The 25,662-nt window shown below is 70.5% G+C and carries 1 protein-coding gene (cut by a window edge); it reads left to right on the top strand.

From position 1 onward, the window contains the following. Positions 1–25,662, top strand: partial view of a non-ribosomal peptide synthase/polyketide synthase gene (locus tag ACN469_RS19310; RefSeq protein ID WP_498770012.1) — the 5' portion only. The gene runs 20,160 nt beyond the window's last position; 25,662 of the gene's 45,822 nt are visible here — the first part of the coding sequence; the start codon lies at positions 1–3; its stop codon lies off the right edge, out of view.

A 25,662-nucleotide genomic window follows, 5' to 3' on the forward strand; every position in this document is an offset into this window, starting at 1 on the left:
ATGAGCGGTGGGACCAAGAACCTCGAGAAGCTCACCCCCAAGCAGCGTGCGCTGTACGAGCTGCTCCTCAAGGAAAAGAAGGGTCAGCTCCAGGACGCGACCACGAAGGCGGTGGAGCGGACCATCCCGCGCCGGGAGGACACCGGGCCCGCGCCCGCTTCCTTCCCGCAACAGCGACTGTGGGTGGTGGACCAGCTCGAGGGTGGTCGCGCCTTCGCCTACAACGTCCACATCACCGTCCAGTTCACCGGTGCGCTCGACGTCGCCCTGCTGGAACGGTGTGTGAATCAGGTGGTCCGTCGCCACGAGTCGCTGCGCACCGTGTTCGCCGCGCGCGAGGACGGCATCCCCGTGCAAGTCGTCCTGCCGGAGCTGCGCTTGCAGGTCCCCGTGGAGGACGTCTCCCACCTGTCGAAGGAGGAGCAGGACGTCGAGGTGGAGCGGCGCACCAGCGAGGAGTCGCAGCGCCTGTTTGACCTGGCGCGCGGGCCGCTCCTGCGCGGCAAGGTGCTGCGCCTGGGCCCCGACAACCACGTGGCCCTCGTCACCATGCACCACCTGGTGACGGACCGCTGGTCCCTGGGCGTCTTCGTCCGCGAGCTGATGGCCTTCTACGCCTCGGGAGTCACCGGACAGCCGCCCGAGCTGCCAGAGCCCGCCATCCAGTACTCCGACTTCGCCGTCTGGCAGCGCGAGCGCATGCAAGGCGAGCGGCTGCGCACGGAGCTGGAGTTCTGGAAGCAGCACCTGCGCACGCTGCCCGCGCCGCTGGAGCTGCCCACCGACAGGCCCCGTCCGCCCGAGCAGACCTACCGAGGCTCCCGCCAGTTCGTCACCCTCCCGGTGGCCCTGACGCGCGCCCTCAAGGAGGTCAGCCAGCAGGAGGGCGCCACCCTCTTCATGACGTTGCTGGCCACCTTCCAGACGTTGATGCACCGGCACTCGCGGCAGACGGACATCACCGTCGGCTCCCCCATCGCCGGCCGCAACGTGCCGGAGCTGGAGACGTTGATCGGCTTCTTCGTCAACACGCTGGTGCTGCGCAATGACCTGGACGGCAACCCCACCTTCCGCGAGCTGCTGCGCCGCGCGAAGGACGTGTGCATGGCCGCGTATGCGCACCAGGAGCTGCCCTTCGAGAAGCTGGTCGAGGAGCTCAAGCCCCCGCGCGACTTGAGCCGTCACCCGCTGTTCCAGGTGATGTTCAGCTTCCAGAACACCCCGCGACAGGACCTGTCGATGCCGGGGTTGCAGTCCACGTATCTGTTGGTGGACCCGGGCTCGGCGAAGTTCGACCTGCTCTTGGAGCTGCGTGAGGACCGGCCGGACGAGATTTTCGGCTGGCTCGAATACAACACCGACCTCTTCGACGTCGCGACCATCCAGCGACTGCGGGGGCACTTCTACTCGCTGCTCGGCGCGGTGGCGCAGAACCCAGACACGCGGCTGTCCGAGCTGCCCCTGCTCACGCAGGATGAGCAACTCCAACTGCTCTCCGATTTCCAGGGCCGGCAGGACGACTTCCCGCGCGACGTGTGCCTGCACTCGCTCATCGAGGCCCAGGCTCGCCGCACTCCCGACGCCGAGGCCCTGCGCTTCGAGGACTCCACCCTCACCTACGCCCAGCTCGACTCACGCTCCAACCAGCTCGCCCGCCACCTGCGCTCCCTCGGCGCTCGCCCTGGCTCCCTGGTCGGTGTCTCCCTGGAGCGCTCCCTCGACCTCGTCGTCGCGCTGCTCGCCGTCCTCAAGTCTGGCGCCGCCTACGTTCCCCTGGACCCCACGTATCCGCGCGAGCGCCTCGCCGGCATGCTCGACGATGCCCAGGCCCCCGTCCTCCTCACCCACCAGCACCTCCTCGCGGGCCTGCCTCCCTCCGCCGCGCACGTCCTCTGCCTCGACTCGCAGTGGGAGGACGTCGCGGCGCACTCCTCCGACGCGCTGCCGCTCCTCGCGGGGGCCGACGCTCCCGCCTACGTCATCTTCACCTCGGGCTCCACCGGCCGCCCCAAGGGCGCCATCAACTCGCACCTGGGCATCGTCAACCGCCTGCTGTGGATGCAGCAGCAGTACGCGCTGACCCCTTCCGACACCGTCCTTCAGAAGACTCCGTTCTCCTTCGACGTCTCCGTCTGGGAGTTCTTCTGGCCGCTCATGACAGGTGCTCGCCTTGTCCTCGCGAAGCCCGGTGGACATCAGGACCCCGCCTACCTCGTCCGCCTCATCTCCGAGCAGCGCGTCTCCACGCTCCACTTCGTCCCCTCCATGCTCCGCGCCTTCCTCGAGGAGCCGGGCCTGGAGTCCCTGTCTTCCCTTCACCGCGTCATCTGCAGCGGTGAGGCCCTCCCCGCCGAGCTCGTCCGCCGCGCGCACGCACTCCTGCCCGCGTCCGCCGAGGTCCACAACCTCTACGGCCCCACCGAAGCCGCCGTCGACGTCTCCTTCTGGCACTGCGCTCGCGGCGACTCCCGCCACTTCGTCCCCATCGGTCGCCCGGTCTCCAACACGCAGCTCCACGTCCTCGACCCCTCCGGCCGCCCCTCTGCCGTCGGTGTCCCGGGCGAACTCTTCATCGGCGGCATCCAGGTCGGCCTCGGCTATCTCAACCGTCCCTCCCTCACCGCCGAGCGCTTCCTCCCCGACGCCTATTCCTCCACTCCTGGCGCGCGCCTCTACCGCACCGGGGACCTCGCTCGCTGGCTGCCGGATGGCTCTCTCGAGTACCTCGGCCGCGCGGACTTCCAGGTCAAGCTGCGTGGCTTCCGCATCGAGCTGGGTGAAATCGAGGCGGCCCTCCTCGCCTTCCCCGGCGTCTCCGATGCCGTCGTCGTCCTCCGCGAGGACGCTTCAGCTCCGCGCCTCGTCGGCTACCTCGTCACCTCCGCCGAGCTAGACCTCCAGGCCCTGCGCGCCTCCCTCTCCGAGCGCCTGCCCGAGTTCATGGTGCCCTCGGCCTTCGTGTCGCTGCCGGCCCTGCCCCTCTCGCCCAACGGCAAGGTCGACAGGCGGGCCCTGCCGGCTCCGGAGCTGAAGCCCCGCGACGCGGGAGACTTCCTCGAGCCCCAGACTCCGCGACAGCAGGCGCTCGCCACCATCTGGACCCAGTTGCTGGGCGTGCCGAGCATCGGCCTCCGCGACAACTTCTTCGAGCTGGGCGGCGACTCCATCCTCGCCATCCAGGTCGTCGCACGCGCGCGTCAGGCCGGCCTGCATCTGGCCGCCAACCAGCTCTTCCAACACCAGACATTGGAAGCACTGGCGCGCGTGGCGAAGCAGCAAGATGGACCTCAGCTCGACCAGGGCCTGGTGCTCGGGACCTCTCTCCTGACGCCCATCCAGCTCGATTTCTTCGAGAAGGAGCTCGTCGAGCCCCACCACTTCGCCCAGGCCTTCATGCTCGCGTCGAGCGAGCCGGTGGACGTCCCGTGCCTGGAAGCGGCGCTGCGCGCTGTCGTCGCCCACCACGACACGCTGCGCCTGCGGTTCACGCGCCGACAGGATGGCACCTGGCTCCAGGAGTTCACCGGCCTGGAGGCCCCTGTCCTCCTGAAGCAGGTGGACCTCTCCTCCATGCCCGAGGCAGAGCTGCGCTCGGCAATGGAGTCCGAAGCCTCCCGCCTCCACGCCAGCCACAGACTGGATGAAGGGCTGCTGCTGCGTGCCGCCCTCTTCCACCTCGGCGCCGAGCGAGGCTCTCGGCTCCTGCTGTCGGTGCACCACCTGGGCGTGGATGGCGTCTCCTGGCGCACGCTGCTGGAGGACCTCGGCGCGGCGTATGTGCAGTCGAGGCAGGGCCGTCCGGTGATGCTGCCGCCCAGGTCCACCTCCTTCAAGACCTGGGCCTCGAAGCTGAGCACCTTCGCTCGCTCCGAGGAGGTCGCGCGTGAGCGGACCTATTGGCTGGAGGAGGGGCGACTCGTGGCTCCCTCCCTGCCCAGGGATGGCGCTGGAGGGGCCACGTCCGTGGCCTCCTCGCGCACGGTGGAGGTCTCCCTGGATGAGGCCCAGACGCGACTGCTGTTGCAGGAGACGCCGACGGCCTGGCGGGCGCACATCAACGACGTGCTGCTGACGGCGGTGACCGACAGCCTGACGCACTGGATGGGCCAGCCTCGCCTTCAGGTGGAGTTGGAGGGCCACGGCCGCGAGCCGTTCTCCGACGACGTGGACCTGTCTCGCACGGTGGGCTGGCTCACCACGCTGTATCCCGTGACGCTGGATGTCTCGGGCACCGCCAGCCTGGGCGACCGGCTGCGCGCGGTGCGGGACTCACTGCGGCGCCTTCCTCGAAAGGGCCTCGGCTACGGCCTGCTGCGCCACCTGGCGGACGAGGCTCAGACACGAGAGCTCCGCGCGCTGCCTCGGGCGCAGGTGCTCTTCAACTACCTGGGCCAGTTCCACCAGTCCGCGGGGGACGGCTCGGTGCTGAACCCGTTCACCGCGACGCGTGAGCCCCTGGGCGCCCTGCGCGCTCCGGAGGCAGCGCTCTCCCACCTGCTGGAGATCAACGGCTACGTCTTCGAGGGCCGGCTGACCCTGGTGTGGACGTACAGCCAGGCCGCGCACCGCGAAGAGACCATCCAGTCCCTGGCCGAGCGATGCCTGCACACGCTGCGGCGGCTCATCGACGACCGCGGCTCCGACGACGCCCACCGCTTCACTCCCGCCGACTTCCCCCTCACGCGGGTGTCCCAGTCGGTGCTCGACCGGGTGCTGCCCGCGGGGACGCTGGCGGACGACCTCTATCCGCTGTCGCCCATGCAGCAGGGCATGCTGTTCCACACGCTCACAGCACCGGGCACCGGCGTCTACGTCACACAGCTGGCGTGGACCTTCGGCGGCGCCGTGGACATGGCCACCTTCCGTCGAACCTGGGAAGTCGTCATCCAGCGGCAGCCCTTGCTGCGCACGTCCTTCGTCGCCGAGGGCGCCGACGAGCCCCTGCAGTGGGTCCACCCCGAGGCCACCCTCCCATGGGAGGAGCATGACTGGCGCGGAGTGGATGAGGCCGAGCAGCAGCGCCGCTTCGAGATCCTCGTCTCCGAGGACCGTGCTCGTGGCTTCGACCTGCTCACGCCGCCGCTGCTGCGCCTGACGGTCATCCGCACGGAGGAGCGCACGTGGCGCATCCTCTGGACGCTGCACCACCTCATCGTGGATGGCTGGAGCCTCGGGCTCCTCTTCCAAAACCTCTTCACCACCTACGAGCAGGTGCGCTCCGGTCGGCTCCCGTCCGCGAGCGAATCGACCTCCTTCCGCGACTACATCGCCTGGCTCCAGCGCCAGTCCTTGGAGCCCGCGGAGCTCTACTGGCGAAAGACACTGCGTGGCTTCACCGCGCCCACGCCCCTTCCGGGTGCCCTGCCCCGAAGCTCGGACTCGGTGCTCCGACGCCAGCAACTGAACGCGTGGCTGCCCACGAAAACCACCGCGGACCTCCAGGCCTTCGCGCGTCAGCACCACCTCACCCTCAATGCACTGGTCCAGGCCGCCTGGACGCTGGTGCTCTCACGTCACACGGGTGAGCAGGACATCCTCTTCGGCGCCACCACCTCGGGTCGCTCCGCCGAAGTCTCAGGCATCGAGCACGCCGTCGGCCTCTTCATCAACACGCTGCCCGTTCGCATCTTCGTCGACGAAGACACCACCGCGCTCGCCTGGCTCCAGCAGCTCCACACCCAGCAGCTCGAGCTGCGCCAGTTCGAGCACACGCCGCTGACCCATCTCCAGCGGTGGAGCGACGTGCCCCGTGGCACGCCCCTCTTCGAGTCCCTCTTCATCGTCGAGAACTTCCCCGTCGACGCCGCCGTCAACTCGGCCAGCGCGGAGTTGGGGATTCGCGACTTCAGCGCGCGCGAGCAGGCCGATACTCCGCTGGAGGCGTACGTCATCCCCGGGGACTCCCTGGAGCTGCGCCTGCTCTTCGACGCCGCGCGCTTCGAGCCCTCCACTCCCGAGCGCCTCCTGCGCCACTGGGGCGTCGCGCTCCAGGCCCTCATCTCCCGTCCCGACGCACGCCTGGGGACGCTCTCCCTGCTGACGGGAGAGGAGCGCGAGCAGGTCCTTCGCTCCTTCAACGCCTCCTCGCGCCACTTCGACTCGTCCTGCCTCCACTTGCAGTTCGAGGCCCAGGCCGCGCTCACCCCCGACGCCACCGCGCTGTCCTTCGGTGACGTCTCGCTCTCCTACCGCCACCTCCTCCAGCGTGTCCGCCGCCTCTCGCACCGACTCCAGTCCCTCGGCCTCCGCCCGGACGCACCCGTCGGTCTCTTCCTCCACCGCTCCGCCGACATGGTCGCCGCCATGTTCGCCATCCTCCATGCGGGCGGCGCGTACGTTCCTCTCGACCCCGATTACCCATCGGACCGCCTCTCCTGGATGCTCCAGGACTCTCGCGCTCCCTTCGTCCTCACCTCACGCCACCTCCTCGACTCACTCCCTTCATCGGAGGCGCAGGTCCTCCTTCTCGATGAGACGGGCGACGAGGAAGCGCGGACTCCTGGCAACGCGGACGCCGAGAACCTCGCGTACGTCATCTACACGTCGGGCTCCACCGGCAGGCCCAAGGGCGTCATGGTGCCGCACCGCACCGCCGCCAACTTCTTCGCGGCCATGGATGACCGCCTCGGCTCCACTCCCGGAACGTGGCTCGCAGTCACCTCCATCTCCTTCGACATCTCCGTCCTCGAGCTGCTCTGGACGCTCTGCCGTGGCTTCCACGTCGTCCTTCATGACGAGCGCGCCGCGTCTCGCCTCGGCACCGCGCTGACCCTGCCCGAGGTCCTTCGCCGCCACCCCGTCTCCCACCTCCAGTGCACGCCCTCCTTCGCTCGCGCCAGGGTGCTCGCGCACGACTCGCTCTCCGCGCTCGCGTCCCTTCGTTTCCTCCTCGTCGGCGGTGAGGCGCTGCCCGGCCCTCTCGCGTCACAGCTGCGCGCCGCGCTTCCCCACTCCTCCCTGCTCAACATGTACGGGCCTACGGAGACCACCGTCTGGTCCTCGTCACATCCCGCCTCCCGCTCCGACGAAGGTGCCTCCACCCTTCCCATCGGAACGCCCCTCACCAACAACCGCCTCTTCGTCCTCGACTCCGCCGGCCAGCCCTGCCCCATCGGCGCGCCCGGTGAGCTCTTCATCGCAGGCGAAGGCGTCGTCCGTGGCTACCTCGGCCGCCCCGACCTCACCGCGGAGCGCTTCCTCCCCGACGCCTTCTCCGGCATCCCCGGCGCTCGCCTCTACCGCACCGGAGACCTCGCTCGCTGGCGCCCTGACGGCTCCCTCGACTTCCTCGGCCGCGTCGACTTCCAGGTGAAGCTGCGCGGCTTCCGCATCGAGTTGGGCGAAGTCGAGGCCGTCCTCTCACGCCACACCTCCGTCCTCCAGGCCGTCGCGGGTGTCCACCTCGACGCCTCCGGTGACGGACGTCTCGTCGCATGGCTCGTCCCTCAACCTGGGCTCGCGCTCGACTCCTCCGCGCTCCGCGACTTCGCCCAACGGCACCTGCCCGAGCACATGGTGCCGTCCCTCTTCGTCGCCCTGCCCGCGCTCCCGCTCACGCCCAATGGCAAGGTCGACCGCAAGGCCCTCCCCGCGCCGCTGAGCCAGGGCCCGCAGTCCGCTTTCGTCGTCGACGACGCCGAGCCGAGGACACCGCAGGAGAAGGTCCTCGCCGCCATCTGGTCCGAGGCCCTGCGCGTGCCGCGTGTCACGCGTCATGACAACTTCTTCGCGCTGGGTGGCGACTCCATCCTCTCCATCCAGATTGTCTCCCGCGCACGCAACGCGGGCGTCCAGCTCACGACCCAGCAGCTCTTCCAGCACCCGACGCTAGAGGCCCTGGCCCGTGTCGTGAAACTCGAAGGCGGCGCATGGGCCGAGCAGCCGGACTCGGCGCTGCTCGCGCTCACCCTGCGCGCGTCGGCGGACTCGAAGGGTCCTGAGTCGGCGGACGTCGTCCTGAATCGGTTGAAGCAGGCCATCGCGGACCGACTGGTCCCCGCGGGCACGCCGGTGGAGGACCTCTATCCGCTGTCGCCCTTGCAGCAGGGCATGCTCTTCCACACCCTCGCCGCGCCGGGCTCCGGCGTCTACGTCACCCAGCTGACGTGGACCTTCGGTGGCGCCGTGGACCTGGAGGCGTTCCGGCGCACCTGGGAGGCCGTCATCCAGCGCCAGCCCCTGCTACGCACGTCCTTCCTCGCGGGCGGCGCGCAAGAGCCCCTCCAGCTCGTCCACCCGGGCGCGGCCCTGCCCTGGGAGGAGCTCGACTGGCGCGGAGTGGCGGAAGCCGAGCAACAGTCCCGCTTCCAGGTCCTCCTCTCCGAGGACCGCGCTCGCGGGTTCGACCTGCGCACGCCGCCGCTGCTGCGACTGACGGTCATCCGCACCGATGAGCAGGCCTGGCGAGTCATCGGGACCACGCATCACGTGTTGATGGACGGCTGGAGCATGGGCCTCCTCTTCCAGGACCTCTTCGCCACCTACGAGCAGGTTCGCGCGGGGCTGGTGTGGGTCCGGAGTGAAGCGACGACCTTCCGCGACTACATCACCTGGCTCGAACGCCAGCCGATGGAGCCCGCGGAGCTCTACTGGCGCAAGACGCTGCGTGGCTTCACCTCCCCCACGCCCCTGCCCGGTGCCCTTCCTCGCAACCCGGACTCGGTGCTCCAGCGTCAGCGCCTCCAGCTCCACCTGCCCGCGCAAACCACGTTGGCCCTCCAGGCCTTCGTCCGCCAGCACCACCTCACCCTCAATGCGCTGGTCCAGGCCGCCTGGACGCTGGTGCTCTCACGCCACACGGGTGAGCAGGACATCCTCTTTGGCGCCACCACCTCGGGTCGCTCCGCCGACGTCTCCGGCATCGACCGCGCCATCGGGCTCTTCATCAACACGGTGCCCGTCCGCATCTTCGTCGACGACGACACCACCGCGCTCTCCTGGCTCCAGCAGCTCCACACCCAGCAGCTCGAGCTGCGCCAGTTCGAGCACACCTCCCTCGTGCGCCTGCACGGGTGGAGCGACGTGCCGCGCGGCACGCCCCTGTTCGAGTCGCTCTTCATCGTCGAGAACTTCCCTGTCGACGCCGCCGTCAACTCGGCCGGAGAAGCGCTGGGCATCCGCGACTTCACCATCGTGGACCAGACGGACACGCCGCTGGAGGCGTACGTCATCCCCGGGGAGTCGCTGGAGCTGCGCCTGCTCTTCGACGCCGCGCGCTTCGAGCCCGCCACCCCCGAGCGCCTCCTTCACCACTGGAGCATCGCGCTCCAGGCGCTGATGGCTGCCCCGGAGGCGCGCCTCGGATCCATCTCCCTGCTCTCGGGAGAGGAGCGTGAGCAGGTCCTTCGCTCCTTCAACAGCAAGGCCCTTCCCGCGCCGGCGCAGACCGACTCCGTCCCTCGCTACACGGCGCCGCGCTCACGGACCGAGGAGCAGCTCGCGCGGCTGTTCGAGCAGGTGCTGGGCGTGGAGCACGTCGGAGCCAAGGACAGCTTCTTCGCGCTCGGCGGCCACTCCCTGCTCGCCACGCAAATCGTCTCGCGCATCCACTCCGTGCTCGGGGTGGAACTGCCGCTGCGCGCCCTCTTCGAGTCGCCCACCGTCGAGCAGCTCTCCCGACAGATTGATTCGAGGAGCGGCGAGGGCACGGCGACAGGGCTCCCCTTGCTACGCCCGGGTGCGCGTGACGGGGCCATTCCTCTCTCGTTCGCGCAGCAGCGGCTCTGGTTCCTGGATCAGCTTGAACCCGGCAGCGCTGCCTACAACCTGCCCACGGCGCTGAAGCTCGAAGGCGCCCTGGACGTGGAGGCCCTGCGCGCCGCGCTGCATGCGCTCGTGCGCAGGCATGAGTCGCTGCGGACGACCTTCATCGCGCGGGATGGCGAGCCCGTGCAGCACCTCCACGCCGAGCTCTCCCTGGAGCTTCCGGTAGTGGACCTGTCCTCGCTGGCCGACGGCGCGCGGGACGCCGAGGCGCGGCGACTGGCACGTGAGGAGGCCCAGCGTCCCTTCGACCTCGCGCGTGGACCGCTGGTCCGCGCCTCGCTGGTGCGCCTGGCGCCTCGACGACACGTGCTCCTCGTGACGCTGCACCACATCATCTCGGACGGCTGGTCCTCGGCCGTCATGGTGAAGGAGCTGGGCGCGTACTACCGCGAGCTGACGGGTGGACCTCCCTCGGCGCTGGCTCCACTCCCCGTGCAGTACGCGGACTTCTCCCTCTGGCAGCGGCAGTGGCTCCAGGGTGAGGTGCTGAAGCAGGAACTCGAGTGGTGGCGCCAGCAGCTCGCGGGAGCCTCCCACGCGCTGGAGCTGCCGACGGACAGGCCTCGCCCCTCGGCGCAGACGTACCGGGGTGCCACGCTGCCCCTCGTGCTGCCTCGTGAGGTGAGCGACGCGGTGAAGACGCTGGCGCAACGCGCGGGCGCAACCCCCTTCATGGTGATGCTGGCGGCGTGGCAGCTGCTGCTCTCACGCTACTCGCGGCAGGACGACATCTCCGTCGGCATGCCCATCGCGAACCGTCACCGCTCGGAGGTGGAGGGCCTCATCGGCTTCTTCGTCAACACCCTCGTGCTGCGGTCGACCATCGATGGCCGACAGTCGTTCCGCGAGCTGCTGGCGCAGGTCCGTGAGCGCACGCTGGCCGCGTACGAACACCAGGATGTCCCCTTCGAGAAGCTCGTCGAGGAGCTGCAGCCCCAGCGCGACCTCAGCCGGAGTCCGCTGTTCCAGGTCACCCTCACGTTCCAGAACGCGCCGACCGAACCGCTGAAGCTTCCCGGCCTGGAGATGGCGCTGCTGCCTCCCCAGTCGGAGACGGCGAAGTTCGACCTCGACCTGGGTGTCGAGGAGGTCGATGGAGTCCTCACCGGAGCGCTGACCTACAACACCGACCTGTTCGACGCGGGGACGGCGGAGCGGCTCGCGCGCCACTACCGGGTGCTGCTGGAGGCCGTCACCACGGAGGCTGACCGGCCCATGCACGGGCTGGGGATGCTGACGGGAGACGAGCTTGCGCAGCTCCGAGCGTGGAATGACACCGTGGCCGACCTCCCGCGTGACGTGAGCCTGCATTCGCTCATCGAGGCCCAGGCTCGCCGCACTCCCGACGCCGAGGCCCTGCGCTTCGAGGACAGTGTCCTCACCTACGCGCAGCTCGACTCGCGCACCAACCAGCTCGCTCACCACCTGCGCGCTCTCGGTGCTCGCCCCGGCGTCCTCGTCGGTGTCTGCCTGGAGCGCTCGTTCGACCTCGTCGTCGCGCTCCTCGCCGTCCTCAAGTCCGGCGCCGCCTACGTTCCCCTGGACCCCGCGTATCCACGCGAGCGCCTCGCGGGAATGCTCGAGGACGCGGACGCGCCCGTGCTCCTCACGCATGAGCACCTGAAGGCCGCGCTCCCCCAGCACTCCGCTCGCGTGCTCTGCCTCGACTCGGAGTGGGACGCGGTCTCACGACAGCCCGTCTCGTCTCTCGAATCGCTCGCCGGTCCCGACGCCCTCGCCTACGTCATCTTCACCTCTGGCTCCACGGGTCGCCCCAAGGGGGCCATGAATGGCCACTCAGGCGTCGTCAACCGCCTGCTGTGGATGCAGCGGCAGTACACGCTGACCCCTTCCGACACCGTCCTCCAGAAGACGCCGTTCTCCTTCGACGTCTCCGTCTGGGAGTTCTTCTGGCCGCTCATGACGGGTGCTCGTCTCGTCCTCGCGAAGCCAGGCGGACACCAGGACCCCGCCTACCTCGTCCGCCTCATCTCCGAGCAGCGCGTCTCCACGCTTCACTTCGTCCCCTCCATGCTCCGCGTCTTCCTCGAGGAGCCGGGCATCGAGCGGCTCTCTGGACTGCGCCATGTCGTGTGCAGTGGTGAGGCCCTCCCCGCGGACCTCGTGGCTCGCGCCCATGCGCGCCTGCCCGCGTCCGCCGAGGTCCACAACCTCTACGGCCCCACCGAAGCCGCCGTCGACGTCTCCTTCTGGCACTGCGCTCGCGGCGACTCGCGCCACTTCGTCCCCATCGGCCGCCCCGTCTCCAACACGCAGCTCCACGTCCTCGACCCCTCCGGCCTCCCCACTCCCATCGGTGTCCCGGGCGAGCTCCTCATCGGCGGCGTCCAGGTCGGCCTCGGCTACTGGCGCAAGCCTCTCCTCACCGCCGAGCGCTTCACCTCGGACCCCTTCAGCGCCACTCCTGGCGCGCGCCTCTATCGCACCGGTGACGTCGCTCGCTGGCTGCCCGATGGCTCTCTCGAGTACCTCGGCCGCGCCGACTTCCAGGTCAAGCTGCGCGGCTTCCGCATCGAGCTGGGCGAAATCGAGGCCGCGCTCCTCGCCGCACCTGGCGTCCGCGATTGCGTCGTCCTCGTCCGCGAGGACTCTCCCGGTGACCAGCGCCTCGTCGCCTACGTCGTCGGTACATCCCAGGCCGTGGACACGCAGGCCCTGCGCACCGTCCTCTCGGAGCGACTGCCCGAGTACATGGTGCCCTCGGCCTTCGTGACGCTGCCGGCCCTGCCCCTGTCGCCCAACGGCAAGCTCGACCGCAAGGCGCTCCCCGCCCCGGAGCGACCGGAGACCTCGGGGACCTACGTCGCACCGGGTACACCCACGGAAGAAGTCCTCGCCGGACTCTTCGCGCAGGTGCTCGGCCTGGAGCGCGTTGGCACCTCGGACAGCTTCTTCGAGCTGGGTGGCCACTCCCTGCTCGCGACCCAGGTCGTCTCACGCGTCCGTGAGGCGCTCGAAGTCACGCTCCCGCTGCGCACCCTCTTCGAGGCGCCCACCGTCGCGCAGCTCGCGCGCAGGGTCGAGGCCTCGACTCGTACGGTGGACCGTCACGCCCCGCCGCCGCTTCGGACTGTCGCGCGCTCGGGCGAGCTGCCCCTGTCCTTCGCTCAGCAGCGCCTGTGGTTCCTCGACAGGCTGGAGCCGGACAGCCCGTTCTACAACATGCCCGTGGGCCTCCGGCTGGAGGGGACGCTCGACATCCCCGCGCTGGAGCACGCCTTCACCGAGCTGGTGCGCCGCCACGAGGTGCTCCGCACCACCTTCCGTGAGGGGCCGGTTCAAGTCATCCACCCGGCGGCCCCGGTTCCGCTGCCTCGCGTGGACCTCTCCGCGCTTGCCTCCGCTGAAGGAGAGGCGGAAGCCCGGCGGCTCGCTCGCGAGGAGGCGCGGCGCCCGTTCGACCTCACGCGTGGACCGCTGCTGCGCACCACGCTGCTTCGGCTGTCCGAGTCGCGACACGTCCTGCTGCTGACCCTGCACCACATCGTGTCGGATGGCTGGTCCGTCGATGTGCTGGTGCGTGAGTCCGCCGCGCTCTATGCCGCCTTCCGCGCGGGCCACACCTCTCCGCTGCCCGAGCTGTCCATCCAGTACGCGGACTACGCGGCGTGGCAGCGCGGCTGGCTCCAGGGCGAGGCGCTCGACTCGCAGCTCTCCTGGTGGCGCGAGCACCTCCAGGGCGCTCCTCGCTTCCTTGAACTTTCCACGGACTTCCCTCGGCCCGCCATCCAGGGCTTCCAGGGCGCAACCCTCACCCGCACGCTGCCGCGCACGCTGGCCGAGTCACTCCAGGCGCTCTCGCGCCGTGAGGGCACCACCCTCTTCATGGCGCTGCTGGCCGGCTTCGACATCGTCCTCTCCCGGTACTCAGGGCAGGCGGACCTCGTCGTCGGCACGGACATCGCCAATCGCAACCGCGTGGAGACGGAGGGCCTCATCGGCTTCTTCGTGAACCAGCTCGCCCTGCGCGCGCGCACCTCGCCGGAGATGACCTTCCGCGAGCTGCTCACCCAGGTGCGCGATGTCACGCTGGGCGCCCACGCGCACCAGGACCTGCCGTTCGAGGAGCTGGTCAAGGCCCTCAACCCCGAGCGCAGCCTCGGCCATACGCCGCTGTTCCAGGTGAAGCTGGTGCTGCAGAACCAGCCCGCCGCCGCGCTGGAGGTGCCCGGCCTCACGCTGCGCCCCGAATACTCGCAGTCCGGCACCTCGCGCCTGGACCTCACCCTCGCCATCGTCGAGACGGAGGCCGGGCTGGAGTGCACCTGCGAGTACCGCACGGACCTCTTCGAGGCCGCCACCATCGACGGACTCGTGCGCCACCTCGGCGTGGTGCTGGAGGCCGCTTCGGCGAGCCCCGGCACGCTCATCGCCGACCTGCCCCTCATGGCCCAGGCGGAGCAGCGCCAGCTCCTGGTCGACTGGAACGCCACCGCGCGCGACTTCCCGCGTGACGTCGGCGCACACCAGCTCTTCCAGGCGCAGGCCGCGCGGACCCCGGACGCCATCGCCGTGCGCTTCGAGGACCAGCAGCTCTCCTACGCGCAGCTCGACGCTCGCGCCAACCAGCTCGCGCACCACCTGCGGGGCCTCGGCGTCCGCGAGGACGTGCCCGTCGCCCTCTGCGTGGAGCGCTCGCTCGACACCGCCGTCGCCATCCTCGGCATCCTCAAGGCGGGCGGAGCCTACGTTCCGCTCGACCCCAGCTATCCTGTCGAGCGCCTCACCTTCATGCTGCGCGACTGCGCGGCGCCCGTCCTCGTCACCACCGAGGCCATCTCCGACGAACTCCCGGCGGGGAGCGAACAGCTCGTCCTGCTCGACGCCGAGGCGGACGTCATCGCGGCACAGCCCACCCGAGCGCCGGAGCCGGCCACCGGCGCCGACAACCTCGCGTACATCATCTACACCTCCGGCAGCACCGGCAGGCCCAAGGGTACGCTCCTGCAGCACCGTGGATTGTGCAACACGGCCCTCCAGACAGGCCGCGCCATGGGGCTCGGCACCGGAAGCCGCGTCCTCCAGTTCTTCTCCGCTGGCTTCGACGCGTCGGTCTGGGAGTTCTTCGGCGCGTTGCTCTCGGGTGCCACCCTGGTGCTGGCGCCGCGTGAGCGACTCCTCCCCGGAGCACCCCTGCGTGCGCTGGCCCGGGACGAGTCCATCACCGCCGTGACGCTCACCCCCTCGGTCCTCGCGCAGCTGTCGCCCGAGGACTTCCCTTCGCTCCAGACGCTCGTCTCCGCGGGCGAGGCTTGCACGCCGGAGCTGGTGCGTCGCTGGGCCCCTCACGTGCGCTTCCTCAACGCGTACGGCCCCACCGAGACCACCGTTTGCGCCTCCATCACCGAGCCACTGACGGCAGGGCAGCCCCTCACCATCGGCCGCCCCTGGGCCAACCTCCAGGTGTACGTGCTGGATGCTTCGCTGCGTCCTCAGCCCATCGGCGTTCCTGGCGAGCTGTGCGTGGGTGGCGTCGGTCTGGCGCGAGGCTACCTGGGGCAGCCGGCGCTCACTGCCGAGCGCTTCATCCCAGACGAACTCTCTGGAGTGCCCGGAGCGCGGCTCTACCGCACCGGAGACCGGGCGCGGTGGCGCGCGGACGGCACGCTCGAGTACCTGGGTCGTCTCGACTCGCAGGTGAAGCTGCGCGGCTTCCGCATCGAGCTGGGCGAAGTCGAGTCCGTCCTCTCGCGACTCCCCACCGTGCGCGAGGCCGTCGCCGTCGTGCGCGAGGATGTCCCCGGCCTCACCCGGCTGGTGGCCTATGTCGTCGCCGAGGAGGACGAGTCGGTCGACCCGGCCTCGCTGCGCGCGGCCCTCAAGGAGCGGCTGCCCGAGCACATGGTGCCCTCCGCCATCGCGGTCCTGCCTGTGCTGCCGCTCACGGCCCACGGGAAGGTGGACCGCAATGCCCTGCCTCCGCCCGAAGGCGCGGGCGAGGCCGAGGTCCGGGAGTACGTCGCGCCCCGCACGCAGACCGAGTCGCGAGTCGCCACGCTGTGGCAGGAGCTGCTGCACGTCGAGCGCGTCGGCGTCCATGACGACTTCTTCGAGCTGGGTGGCCACTCGCTCCTGGCCACCCAGGCCCTCTCACGCGTGCAGGTCGCCTTCGGGGTCGAGCTGCCCCTGCGTGAGCTCTTCGAGGCGCCCACCGTGGCGAAGCTGGCCTCGCGGCTGGAAGCGCTGGCTCAGGAAGGCGCGAGCACCACGAAGGTCCCCGCGCTGACACCCGCGCCGCGCACGGGGGACTTGCCACTGTCCTTCGCCCAGCAGCGGCTGTGGTTCATCGACCAGTTGGAGCCCGGCAGCTCGCTCTACAACATCCCCACGGCCCTGGAGCTGGAGGGTCCGCTGGAGGTCCCCGCGCTGGAGCGCGCCTTCACCGAACTCCAGCGGCGCCACGAGTCGCTGCGCACCACCTTCGGCGCCATGGACGGACAGGCCGTCCAGCGCATCCACCCGGCAGCGCCGTTCCCGCTGCCCGTGGTGGAGCTGGCGTCGCTCGCGCCGGAGGAGCAGGCCCGCGAGACGCGGAGGCTGACGTCGGAGGAGGCCCTGCGCCCGTTCGACCTCGCACGCGGTCCGTTGCTGCGCGCCACGTTGTTGCGGCGGGCCACGACGTCGCACGTGCTGCTCGTCACCTTGCACCACGGCGTCGCCGACGCCTGGTCCATGAGCGTCCTGGTGCGCGAGCTGGTCGCCCTGTACGCGGCCTTCCGCGAGGGCCTTCCGTCTCCCCTGCCGGAGCTGGCCGTGCAGTACGCGGACTTCGCCGTGTGGCAGCGCGGCTGGTTGCGAGACGCGGCCCTGGAGGAGCAACTCGCGTGGTGGCGTGAGTCGCTGGCGGGCGCTCCCGCCGTGCTGGAGCTGCCCACCGACAGGCCCCGCGCGGTGTTGCCCTCGCGCGAGGCTGCGCTCCGCCCTGTCGCTCTCGGAGCGGAGCTGTCCGAGGCCGTCAAGGCGCTCTCCCAGCGCCATGGCGCCACGCCCTTCATGACGCTGCTGGCGGCGTTCCAGCTCCTGCTCGCCCGGTACTCCGGGCAGGACGATGTCGTCGTCGGCTCGCCCATCGCGGGACGCAACCGCGCCGAGACGGAGGACCTCATCGGCTTCTTCGTCAACACCCTGGTGCTGCGCGCCCGCGTGGCCCCGCGCGTGACGTTCTCCGAGCTGCTGACCCAGGTGAAGCACTCCACCCTCGGCGCGTTCGAGCACCAGGACGTGCCCTTCGAGAAGCTCGTGGAGGAGCTGCAGCCCCAGCGCAGCCTCGGCTTCTCTCCGCTCTTCCAGGTCACCTTCTCCCTGCTCAATGCGCCCACCGGCGACCTGGAGCTTCCCGGACTGAGCCTGCGCCCGCTCGCGCCGACGGGGCTGCTCGCCAAGTTCGACCTCGACCTCACCCTCTCCGAGTCCCCCACGGGCTTCGAGGGTGCGCTCCAGTTCTCCACCGCGCTCTTCGACGCGGACACCGTCGCGCGGCTGGCGACGCACTTCCTCACCCTGCTCCGCGCCGCCGTGGCGCAGCCGGAGGTGCCTGTCTCCTCCCTGCCGCTCATGGACACCGCCGAGCGGCACCGCCTCCTCGTCGAGTGGAACGACACCGCGTTCGACTTCCCGTTGGACAGCCCCGTCCATCGGCAGGTCTCCGTGTGGGCTGGAATCACGCCACACGCCACCGCGGTCGTCTCGGACGATGGCAGCCTCTCCTTCTCCCAGCTCGAGGCCCGCGCCAGCCGGCTCGCCGCCCGGCTCCTCCAGGGAGGTGTCCGTCCAGGCTCCATCGTCGCGGTCTTCATGGAGCGCTCACTCGAGCTGCCCATCGCCCTGCTCGCCATCCTCAAGGCGGGCGCCGCGTGGCTCCCGCTCGACCCGGCCTACCCCCGTGAGCGACTGGCCTTCATGCTCCAGGACGCCGCGCCCCCGGTGCTCCTCACCCAGCCCCACCTCCAGGCGACCTTGCCCTCGGGCCCCACGGTCATCTGCATCGATTCGCAATGGGGCGAGCAGGGTGATGAAGACCCGAGCCGCTACGTCACCGAGGTGGCCGTGGCGCCCTCCAGCCCCGCGTACCTCATCTACACCTCCGGCTCCTCCGGCCAGCCCAAGGCCACACTCGTCTCGCATCAGGCCCTCGCCAACCACATGGCGTGGTTCCTCTCCGCCTTCCCGCTCCTGCCCGGCGACAGGGTCCTCCTCAAGACGCCGCTCAGCTTCGACGCGTCCATCTGGGAGGTCTGGGCGCCGCTCCTCACGGGACTCCCCCTGGTCCTCGCGCCCGCCGACGCCCACCGCGACCCGGCCGCGCTCCTGGCCACCGTCCTGCGGCACCGCGTCTCGGTCCTCCAGGTCGTCCCCTCGATGCTGCGCTTCCTCCTCGACGAGGAAGGGCTCGAGACCGCTTCCCACCTCCGCTTCCTCTTCTGCGGTGGCGAAGCCCTGCCCTCCGACCTCGCGCGCCGCGTCCACGCCACGCTCCCCAGGGCCCGGCTCGTCAACCTCTACGGCCCCACTGAAGTCACCATCGACTCGACGTTCGCCGTCGCCTCACCGTCGGAGTCTCGCGCGGCCATTCCCATCGGCCGGCCGGTCTCCAACACACGGGCCTACGTCCTCGACTCGCTCCTCCAGCCCGTCCCCACGGGTGTCCCGGGCGAGCTGTTCCTCGCCGGCGCCCAGCTCGCGCTCGGCTACCTCCACCGCCCGCACCTCACCGCGGAGCGCTTCATCCCAGACCCGTTCAGCACCGAGCCCGGTGGCCGCCTCTACCGCACCGGAGACAAGGCGCGCTGGCTCGTGGACAGCACCCTCGAGTACCTCGGTCGCCTCGACTTCCAGGTGAAGCTGCGCGGCCAGCGCATCGAGCTGGGTGAAGTCGAAGCCGCGCTCCTGGCGCACGCCGACGTTCGTGAAGCCGTCGCGCTGGTGCGCGAGGACTCGCCGGGCAACCAGCACCTCGTGGGCTACGTCGTGGCCAGCGAGACGGTGGACGTCGCGGCCCTGCGCACCTTCCTCCTGGCGCGTCTGCCCGAGTACATGGTGCCCTCCGCGCTGGTGCCGCTGGAGGCCCTGCCTCTCACGGCCAACGGCAAGCTCGACCGGAGCGCCCTGCCGGCTCCCGACGCTGTCCTCACCGACACCTACGTCGCGCCTCGCACCGACACCGAGCGCACGCTGGCCACCCTCATGGCGGAGCTGCTGCGCATCGAGCGCGTCGGCGCCGAGGACTCCTTCTTCGCGCTCGGCGGCCACTCGCTCCTCGCCACCCAGCTCGCCTCACGCCTCCGCGCGGCCTTCCAGGTCGAGCTGCCCCTCCGGGCCCTCTTCGAGGCGCCCACCGTCGCGGCCCTCGCCGCGCGCATCGACGCGAGCGCTCGCGGGAGCACCTCGAAGACGCCTCCCCTGACGCCCGTGCCTCGCACCGGGGCACTGCCGCTGTCGTTCGCTCAGCAGCGCCTGTGGTTCATCGACCAGCTCGAGCCGGGGAGTTCCCTCTACAACATCCCCATCGCCCTGCGCCTCGAAGGCGCCTTGGATGTCGTCGCCCTCGAGCGCGCCGTCTCCGAGGTCGTCGCTCGACATGAAGTGCTGCGCACCACCTTCGCGGCCTCCGCTGACGGCCAGCCTCTCCAGCGCATCCGCGCGGCGGCTCCCGTCAACATCGCGCACGTCGACCTTCGTCACCTCGACCCGGCCTCTCGCGCATTCGAGGAGCGGAGCCTTGCCCTGGCGGAGTCCGCTCGCCCGTTCGACCTGACCTCGGACTCCCTCTTCCGCCTCTGCCTCGTCCGTCTGGAGGAGCACGCGCACCTGCTGCTCTTCACCGTCCACCACATCGTCTCGGATGGCTGGTCCTCCGGCGTGCTGGTGCGGGAGCTGGGCGCGCTCTACTCGGCGCACCTGGCCGGCGTGCGGGCCTCACTGCCTCCGCTGCCCGTGCAGTACGCCGACTTCGCGTCCTGGCAGCGAGGCTGGCTGCGCGACGAGGCGCTCCGCACGGAGCTGGACTACTGGAAGCAGCACCTCCAGGGGGCTCCGGCGCTGCTGGACCTGCCCATCGACAGGCCGCGCCCCGCGATTCAATCGCGCACGGCCTCATCCCATCCGGTGTCCCTCGGCGCGCGGCTCTCCGAGGCCGTCAAGGCGCTCTCCCAGCGTGAAGGCGCCACGCCCTTCATGACGTTGCTGGCTGCCTTCCAGCTCCTGCTCTCGCGCTACTCCGGGCAGGACGACCTCACCGTCGGCTCGCCCATCGCCGGCCGCAACCACGCGGAGACCGAGCCCCTCATCGGCTTCTTCGTCAACACGCTCGTGCTCCGCGCGCGCATCGATTCGCGAGCCTCCTTCCGCGAGCTCCTCGCCCAGGTGCGCGCCTCCACGCTGGAGGCGTACGAGCACCAGGACGTGCCCTTCGAGAAGCTCGTCGAGGAGCTCCAGCCCGAGCGCAGCCTCGGCTTCTCTCCCCTGTTCCAGGTCTTCTTCTCGCTCCTCAACACCCCCATGGGGGACCTGGAGCTGCCCGGCCTGCGCATCCTCCCCGTCGACTTCGACAACGCCGTCGCGAAGTTCGACCTCGACTTCTCCCTCAGCGAGACGCCGTCGGGCTTCCAGGGCGCCCTCCAGTTCTCCACCGCCCTGTTCGACGCCGCCACCATCACTCGGCTGGCGTCCCACTTCCTCACGCTGCTGCGCGCCGCGGTGGACCAGCCGGATGCTCCCGTCGCGTCTCTTCCGCTCATGGACGAGGCCGAGCAGCGCCGCGTCCTGGTGGAGTGGAACGACACGCGCGCGGACTTCCCCGCGCACACCACCGTCCACGCCCTCTTCGAGGAGACCGTCGCTCGCACTCCCGACGCGCCCGCCGTGTCCATGGGCGACGCGCAGCTCACCTTCCGTGAGCTGGAGGCCCGCGCCAATCAGCTCGCCCACGCGCTGCACGACCTGGGTGTGGGGCGAGGGTCCCGGGTGGGCCTGTACTTCCGACGCTCCCCGGAGATGGTCGTCGCCCTCTGGGCCACGCTCAAGGCCGGCGCCGCCTACCTGCCGCTCGACCCGGCCCTGCCCGACTCGCGCATCGCCTTCCTGCTGGAGGACACCCACGTCGCCATCGTTCTCACCGAGTCGGTGCTCGCGGACGCGCTGCCCGCGAGCGCGCTCAATGTCCTCCGCGTCGATGAAGACTGGGACGTCACGGCGGGGAAGCAGCCCACGACGGCGCCCGCGCCCCTGGCCACCGCCGACGACCTCGCCTACCTCATCTACACCTCCGGCAGCACCGGTCTCCCCAAGGGCGTCATGGTGGAGCACCGAGGCGTCGTGAACTACCTCACCTGGGCGCTGCGCGCGTACCGCATCGCCGAGGGCTCCGGCTCACCGGTCCACTCGCCGCTCTCCTTCGACCTGACCGTCACCAGCCTCATCGCTCCGCTCATCGCAGGGAGACCCGTGGTGCTCGTGCCCGAGGAAGCGGGCGTGGAGGGACTGGGTGAAGCCTTGCGCGAGGGCAGCGACTTCAGCCTCGTGAAGCTGACGCCCACGCACCTGCACCTGCTCGCCTCCCAGCTCACACAGGGCGAGGCGGCCGGTCGCACGCGGGCCTTCGTCATCGGTGGCGAGGCCCTGACCGCCGAGGGCGTGGCCTTCTGGCGCCAGCACGCTCCGGACACCCTGCTCATCAACGAGTACGGCCCCACGGAGACGGTGGTCGGTTGCAGCATCCACACCGTGGCGCCGGGAGACGCGGCGAGCGGCCCCATCTCCATCGGCCGTCCCATCGCCAACACCCGCCTGTACGTCCTGGATGCTCACCTGCGCCCGGTGCCGGTGGGCGTCGTCGGTGAGCTGTTCATCGGCGGCTCGGGTGTGGCGCGCGGCTACTGGCGGCGCCCCGAGCTGACCGCGGAGCGCTTCATCCCCGACGCCTTCAGCACGCAGCCCGGAGCCCGGCTGTATCGGACAGGCGACCGCGTCCGCTGGGGCGCCGACGGGCGGCTGGAGTACCTGGGCCGCGCCGACTTCCAGGTGAAGGTGCGTGGCTATCGCATCGAGCTGGGAGAGATTGAATCCGCGCTGCGCACCCATGCCTCCGTCGGAGACGCGGTGGTGGTGGTGCGCGAGGACGGCCCCTCGGGTGCACGGCTCGTGGCCTACGTCGCGCCGCACACGGGCGCCTCCCTCCCCGACCTCGGCGTGCTGCGGACGCACCTGGGTGAGCGGCTCCCGGCGTACATGGTGCCCTCGGCCATCGTCGCGATGGAGGCACTGCCCCTGTCCTCCAACGGCAAGGTCGACCGCGCCGCGCTGCCTTCGCCGGACTCCGTGAGCACCGACTCCTACGTCGCGCCTCGCAACGAGGTGGAGGAGGCCCTCGCCACGGTCTGGGCCCAGGTGCTGCGCGTCCCGCGCGTCGGCATCCACGACAACTTCTTCCAGCTCGGCGGCGACTCCATCATCAGCCTCCAGCTCGTCGCGCGCGCCCGCCGCGCCGGTCTGCACTTCGCGCCCCGGCAGCTCTTCCAGTCGCAGACCGTCGCCACCCTGGCCCCCGAGGTCTCCCGACTCCAGGCCACCACCGCCGAGCAGACGCCCGTCGTCGGCCCGGTGCTCCTCACGCCCATCCAGCGCGCCTTCCTCGAAGACGCGAACCCCGAGCCGCACCACTACAACCAGGCGCTGATGCTGCGGCTGCGCGAGCCGGTGGAGCCCTCCGTCCTCGAAGCCGCGCTGCGCAAGCTCGTGGAACACCACGACGCCCTGCGCATCCGCTTCGTCCAGGAGGACGGCCGGTGGAGCCAGCACGGCACGGGCCTGGAGCACGCTCCGTCGCTGCGCCGGGAGGACGTGTCCTCGCTGTCCGCGGAGGAGCGGACCGCGAAGGTGGAGGCCATCGCCACCGAGGCCCAAAGCTCCTTCGACCTGGGCTCGGCGCCGCTGCTGCACGCCGTCCACTTCGAATTCGGCCCGGGAGAGTCCGCGCGACTGCTGCTCGTGGCCCACCACCTCGTCGTCGACGCCGTCTCGTGGCGCATCCTCGTCGAGGACCTGGAGACCCTCTGCAGGCAGGCCCTGCGTGGCGAGGCCCCCTCTCTCCCCGCCAAGACGACGTCCTTCAAGACCTGGGCGGAGCGACTGCACAAGCATGCCCGGTCCGAGGCGCTCGACGCCGAGCGCGCCTACTGGCTGGACGAGGCCCGCGCGCGTGTTGTCCCGCTGCCCCGTGACAGGGCGGAAGGAGCGAACACCGTCGCCTCCTCGCACACCGTCTCCACGAGCCTCGACGCCGGGGACACGGGCCTGCTGTTGCGCGAAGTGCCCGCGGCGTACCGCGCCCGACTCCAGGACGTGCTGCTGGCCGCGCTGGGCCGCGCCCTGGCCGCGCGCACGGGACAGTCGCGCTTCCTCGTCGAAGCCGAGGGCCACGGCCGCGAGGACCTCTTCACCGACGTGGACCTGTCACGCACGGTGGGCTGGTTCACCTCCCTCTACCCGGTGCTGCTCCAGGTGGGCGCCGGGGACAGCCCCGGTGACACCGTTCGCGCCACGCGGGACTCGCTGCGCACCCTGCCCGCCAACGGCCTGGGGCACGGCCTGCTGCGCCACCTGCGCGAGGACGACACCCGTGCACGGCTGCGCGACCTGCCCGTCCCCGAGGTCTCCCTCAACTACCTGGGCCAGGTGGACTCGACCTCCAGCGACGCCTCGCTGTTCACGTTCGCTCCGGAGTCCCAGGGCGCGTCCATCAGCCCGCGTGCACCGCGCGCGCACCTGCTCGACGTGTCGGCCGTCGTCCAAGGAGGACAGCTCCGCATCTCCCTCACCTACAGCCGGAACCTCCACGACGAGGCCACCGCGCAAGCGCTCGTGGAGTCCTTCCGGGACGCGCTGCGCCTGCTCGTCGCGGGCCGAGCGACACCCGATGCCCTGCGATACACGCCGGCCGACTTCCCGCTGGCGCGCCTGACGCAGGCGACGCAGGACAGGGTGCTCCCACCGGGCGTGCCCGTCGAGGACGTCTACCCGCTGTCCGCCCTCCAGCAGGGCATGCTGTTCCACTCGCTGATGGCGCCGGGCTCCGGCGTGTACGTCACGCAGTTCGGCTGGACGTTCGGCGCTCGCATCGACCTGGGGCTCTTCCGCCGCGCCTGGGAGACGGTGGTGGAGCGTCATGCGCCCCTGCGCACCGCGTTCGCTTGGGAAGGGCTGGATGAGCCGCTTCAGGTGGTGAGCCCGCGCGTCGCGCTGCCCTGGGAGGAGCTGGACTGGCGTGGCCTGACGCCGGACGAGCAGAAGGCCCGCTTCGACGCCCTCATGGCCTCCGACCGCGTCCGGGGCTTCAACCTGCGCCAGTCGCCGCTGATGCGCCTGACAGTGGTGAAGCTGGACGATGGGCTGCACCGCGTCCTCTGGTCCTCGCACCACCTGCTGATGGATGGCTGGAGCCTCGGCCTCGTCTTCAAGGAGCTGTTCGCCTCCTACGACGCCGCGTCGAAGGGCCAGCGTCCCGAGCTGGGAGCCGCGCCCGCGTACCGGGACTTCATCTCCTGGCTGCGTGACGACTCCAGCGCGCACAGCGAAGCCCACTGGCGCGAAGCCCTCCAAGGCTTCACCGCGCCGACGCCGCTCCCCGGCGCCCGGCTCCCCGACACGCAGGACGCGCCGTACACGCAGGGCGAGCGCTCGCATTTCCTGAGCGTCGAGACGACCCATGCCCTGCAGGCGTACGCACGCCAGCACCAGCTCACGGCCAACACCGTGCTGCAAGGCGCCTGGGCGCTGGTGCTCGCCCGTTACTCGGGTGAGCGCGATGTCGTCTTCGGCACCACCGTCTCGGGCCGCGCCGCCGACGTGACGGGCATCGAGCACATGGTGGGCCTGTTCATCAACACGCTGCCCCTGCGCAGTCGGCTGGAACCCGACATGCCGGTGGTGACGTGGCTCGCCTCGCAACATGCGCAGATGCAGGCGCTGAATCAGCACGAGCACGCCTCGCTGGCGCGCATCCAGGCCTGGAGCGACGTGCCTCGCGGCCAGCCCCTGTTCGAGAGCCTGTACGTCTTCGAGAACTACCCCGTCGACGACGCCGTCTACTCCGGTGGCAGCGACTTCCAGGTCCGCGACCTCGCCAGCGCCGAGCAGTCCGACATGCCCTTCGTGGCCATCGTCCTGCCCGGCCCTCGGATGGAGTTGCGCCTCGTCCATGACACGCAGCGCTTCGAGTCGTCGGCGCTGGAGCAGGTGCTGCGCCACTGGGCCACGGCCCTGGAGTCCATGCTGGCCCGGCCCCAGGCCCTGCTGTCCTCCCTCTCCCTGGTGACCCAGGCGGAGCGCGAGCGCGCGCTGGTGGAGTGGAACCGGACAGAGCGCGCCTTCCCGCGCGAGGCGGGAGTGCACCAGCTCTTCACCGAGCAGGCGGCGCGCACGCCGGACGCCATCGCCGTCGAGTCCACGACGGGCACGCTCACCTACCGGGAGCTCGACGAGCGCTCCAACCAGCTCGCGCACCACCTGCGTACGCTGGGCGTCACGCCGGGCACGCGCGTGGCCCTGAGCCTGGAACGAAGCCTGGAGCTGCCCGTGGGCCTGCTTGGCATCCTCAAGGCGGGCGCGGCCTTCGTTCCGCTCGACCCCGCCTACCCGGCGGAGCGCCTGAACGCCATGCTCGCGGGGACAGGGGCCTCCGTCCTCGTGACGCAGGAGCGGCTCGCCGACGAGCTGCCCGCCTACGTCCCGCTCCTCGTCTGCCTCGACTCCGATTGGGAGCAGGTGGCGCTGCAGCCCGTGTCGGCGCTCGACACTGGCGCGGACGCGGACAGCCTCGCGTACGTCATGTTCACCTCGGGCTCCACGGGGCAGCCCAAGGGCGTCGCCATTCCCCACCGA

Source organism: Corallococcus terminator, assembly GCF_049194865.1.
Classification (GTDB): domain Bacteria; phylum Myxococcota; class Myxococcia; order Myxococcales; family Myxococcaceae; genus Myxococcus; species Myxococcus terminator_A.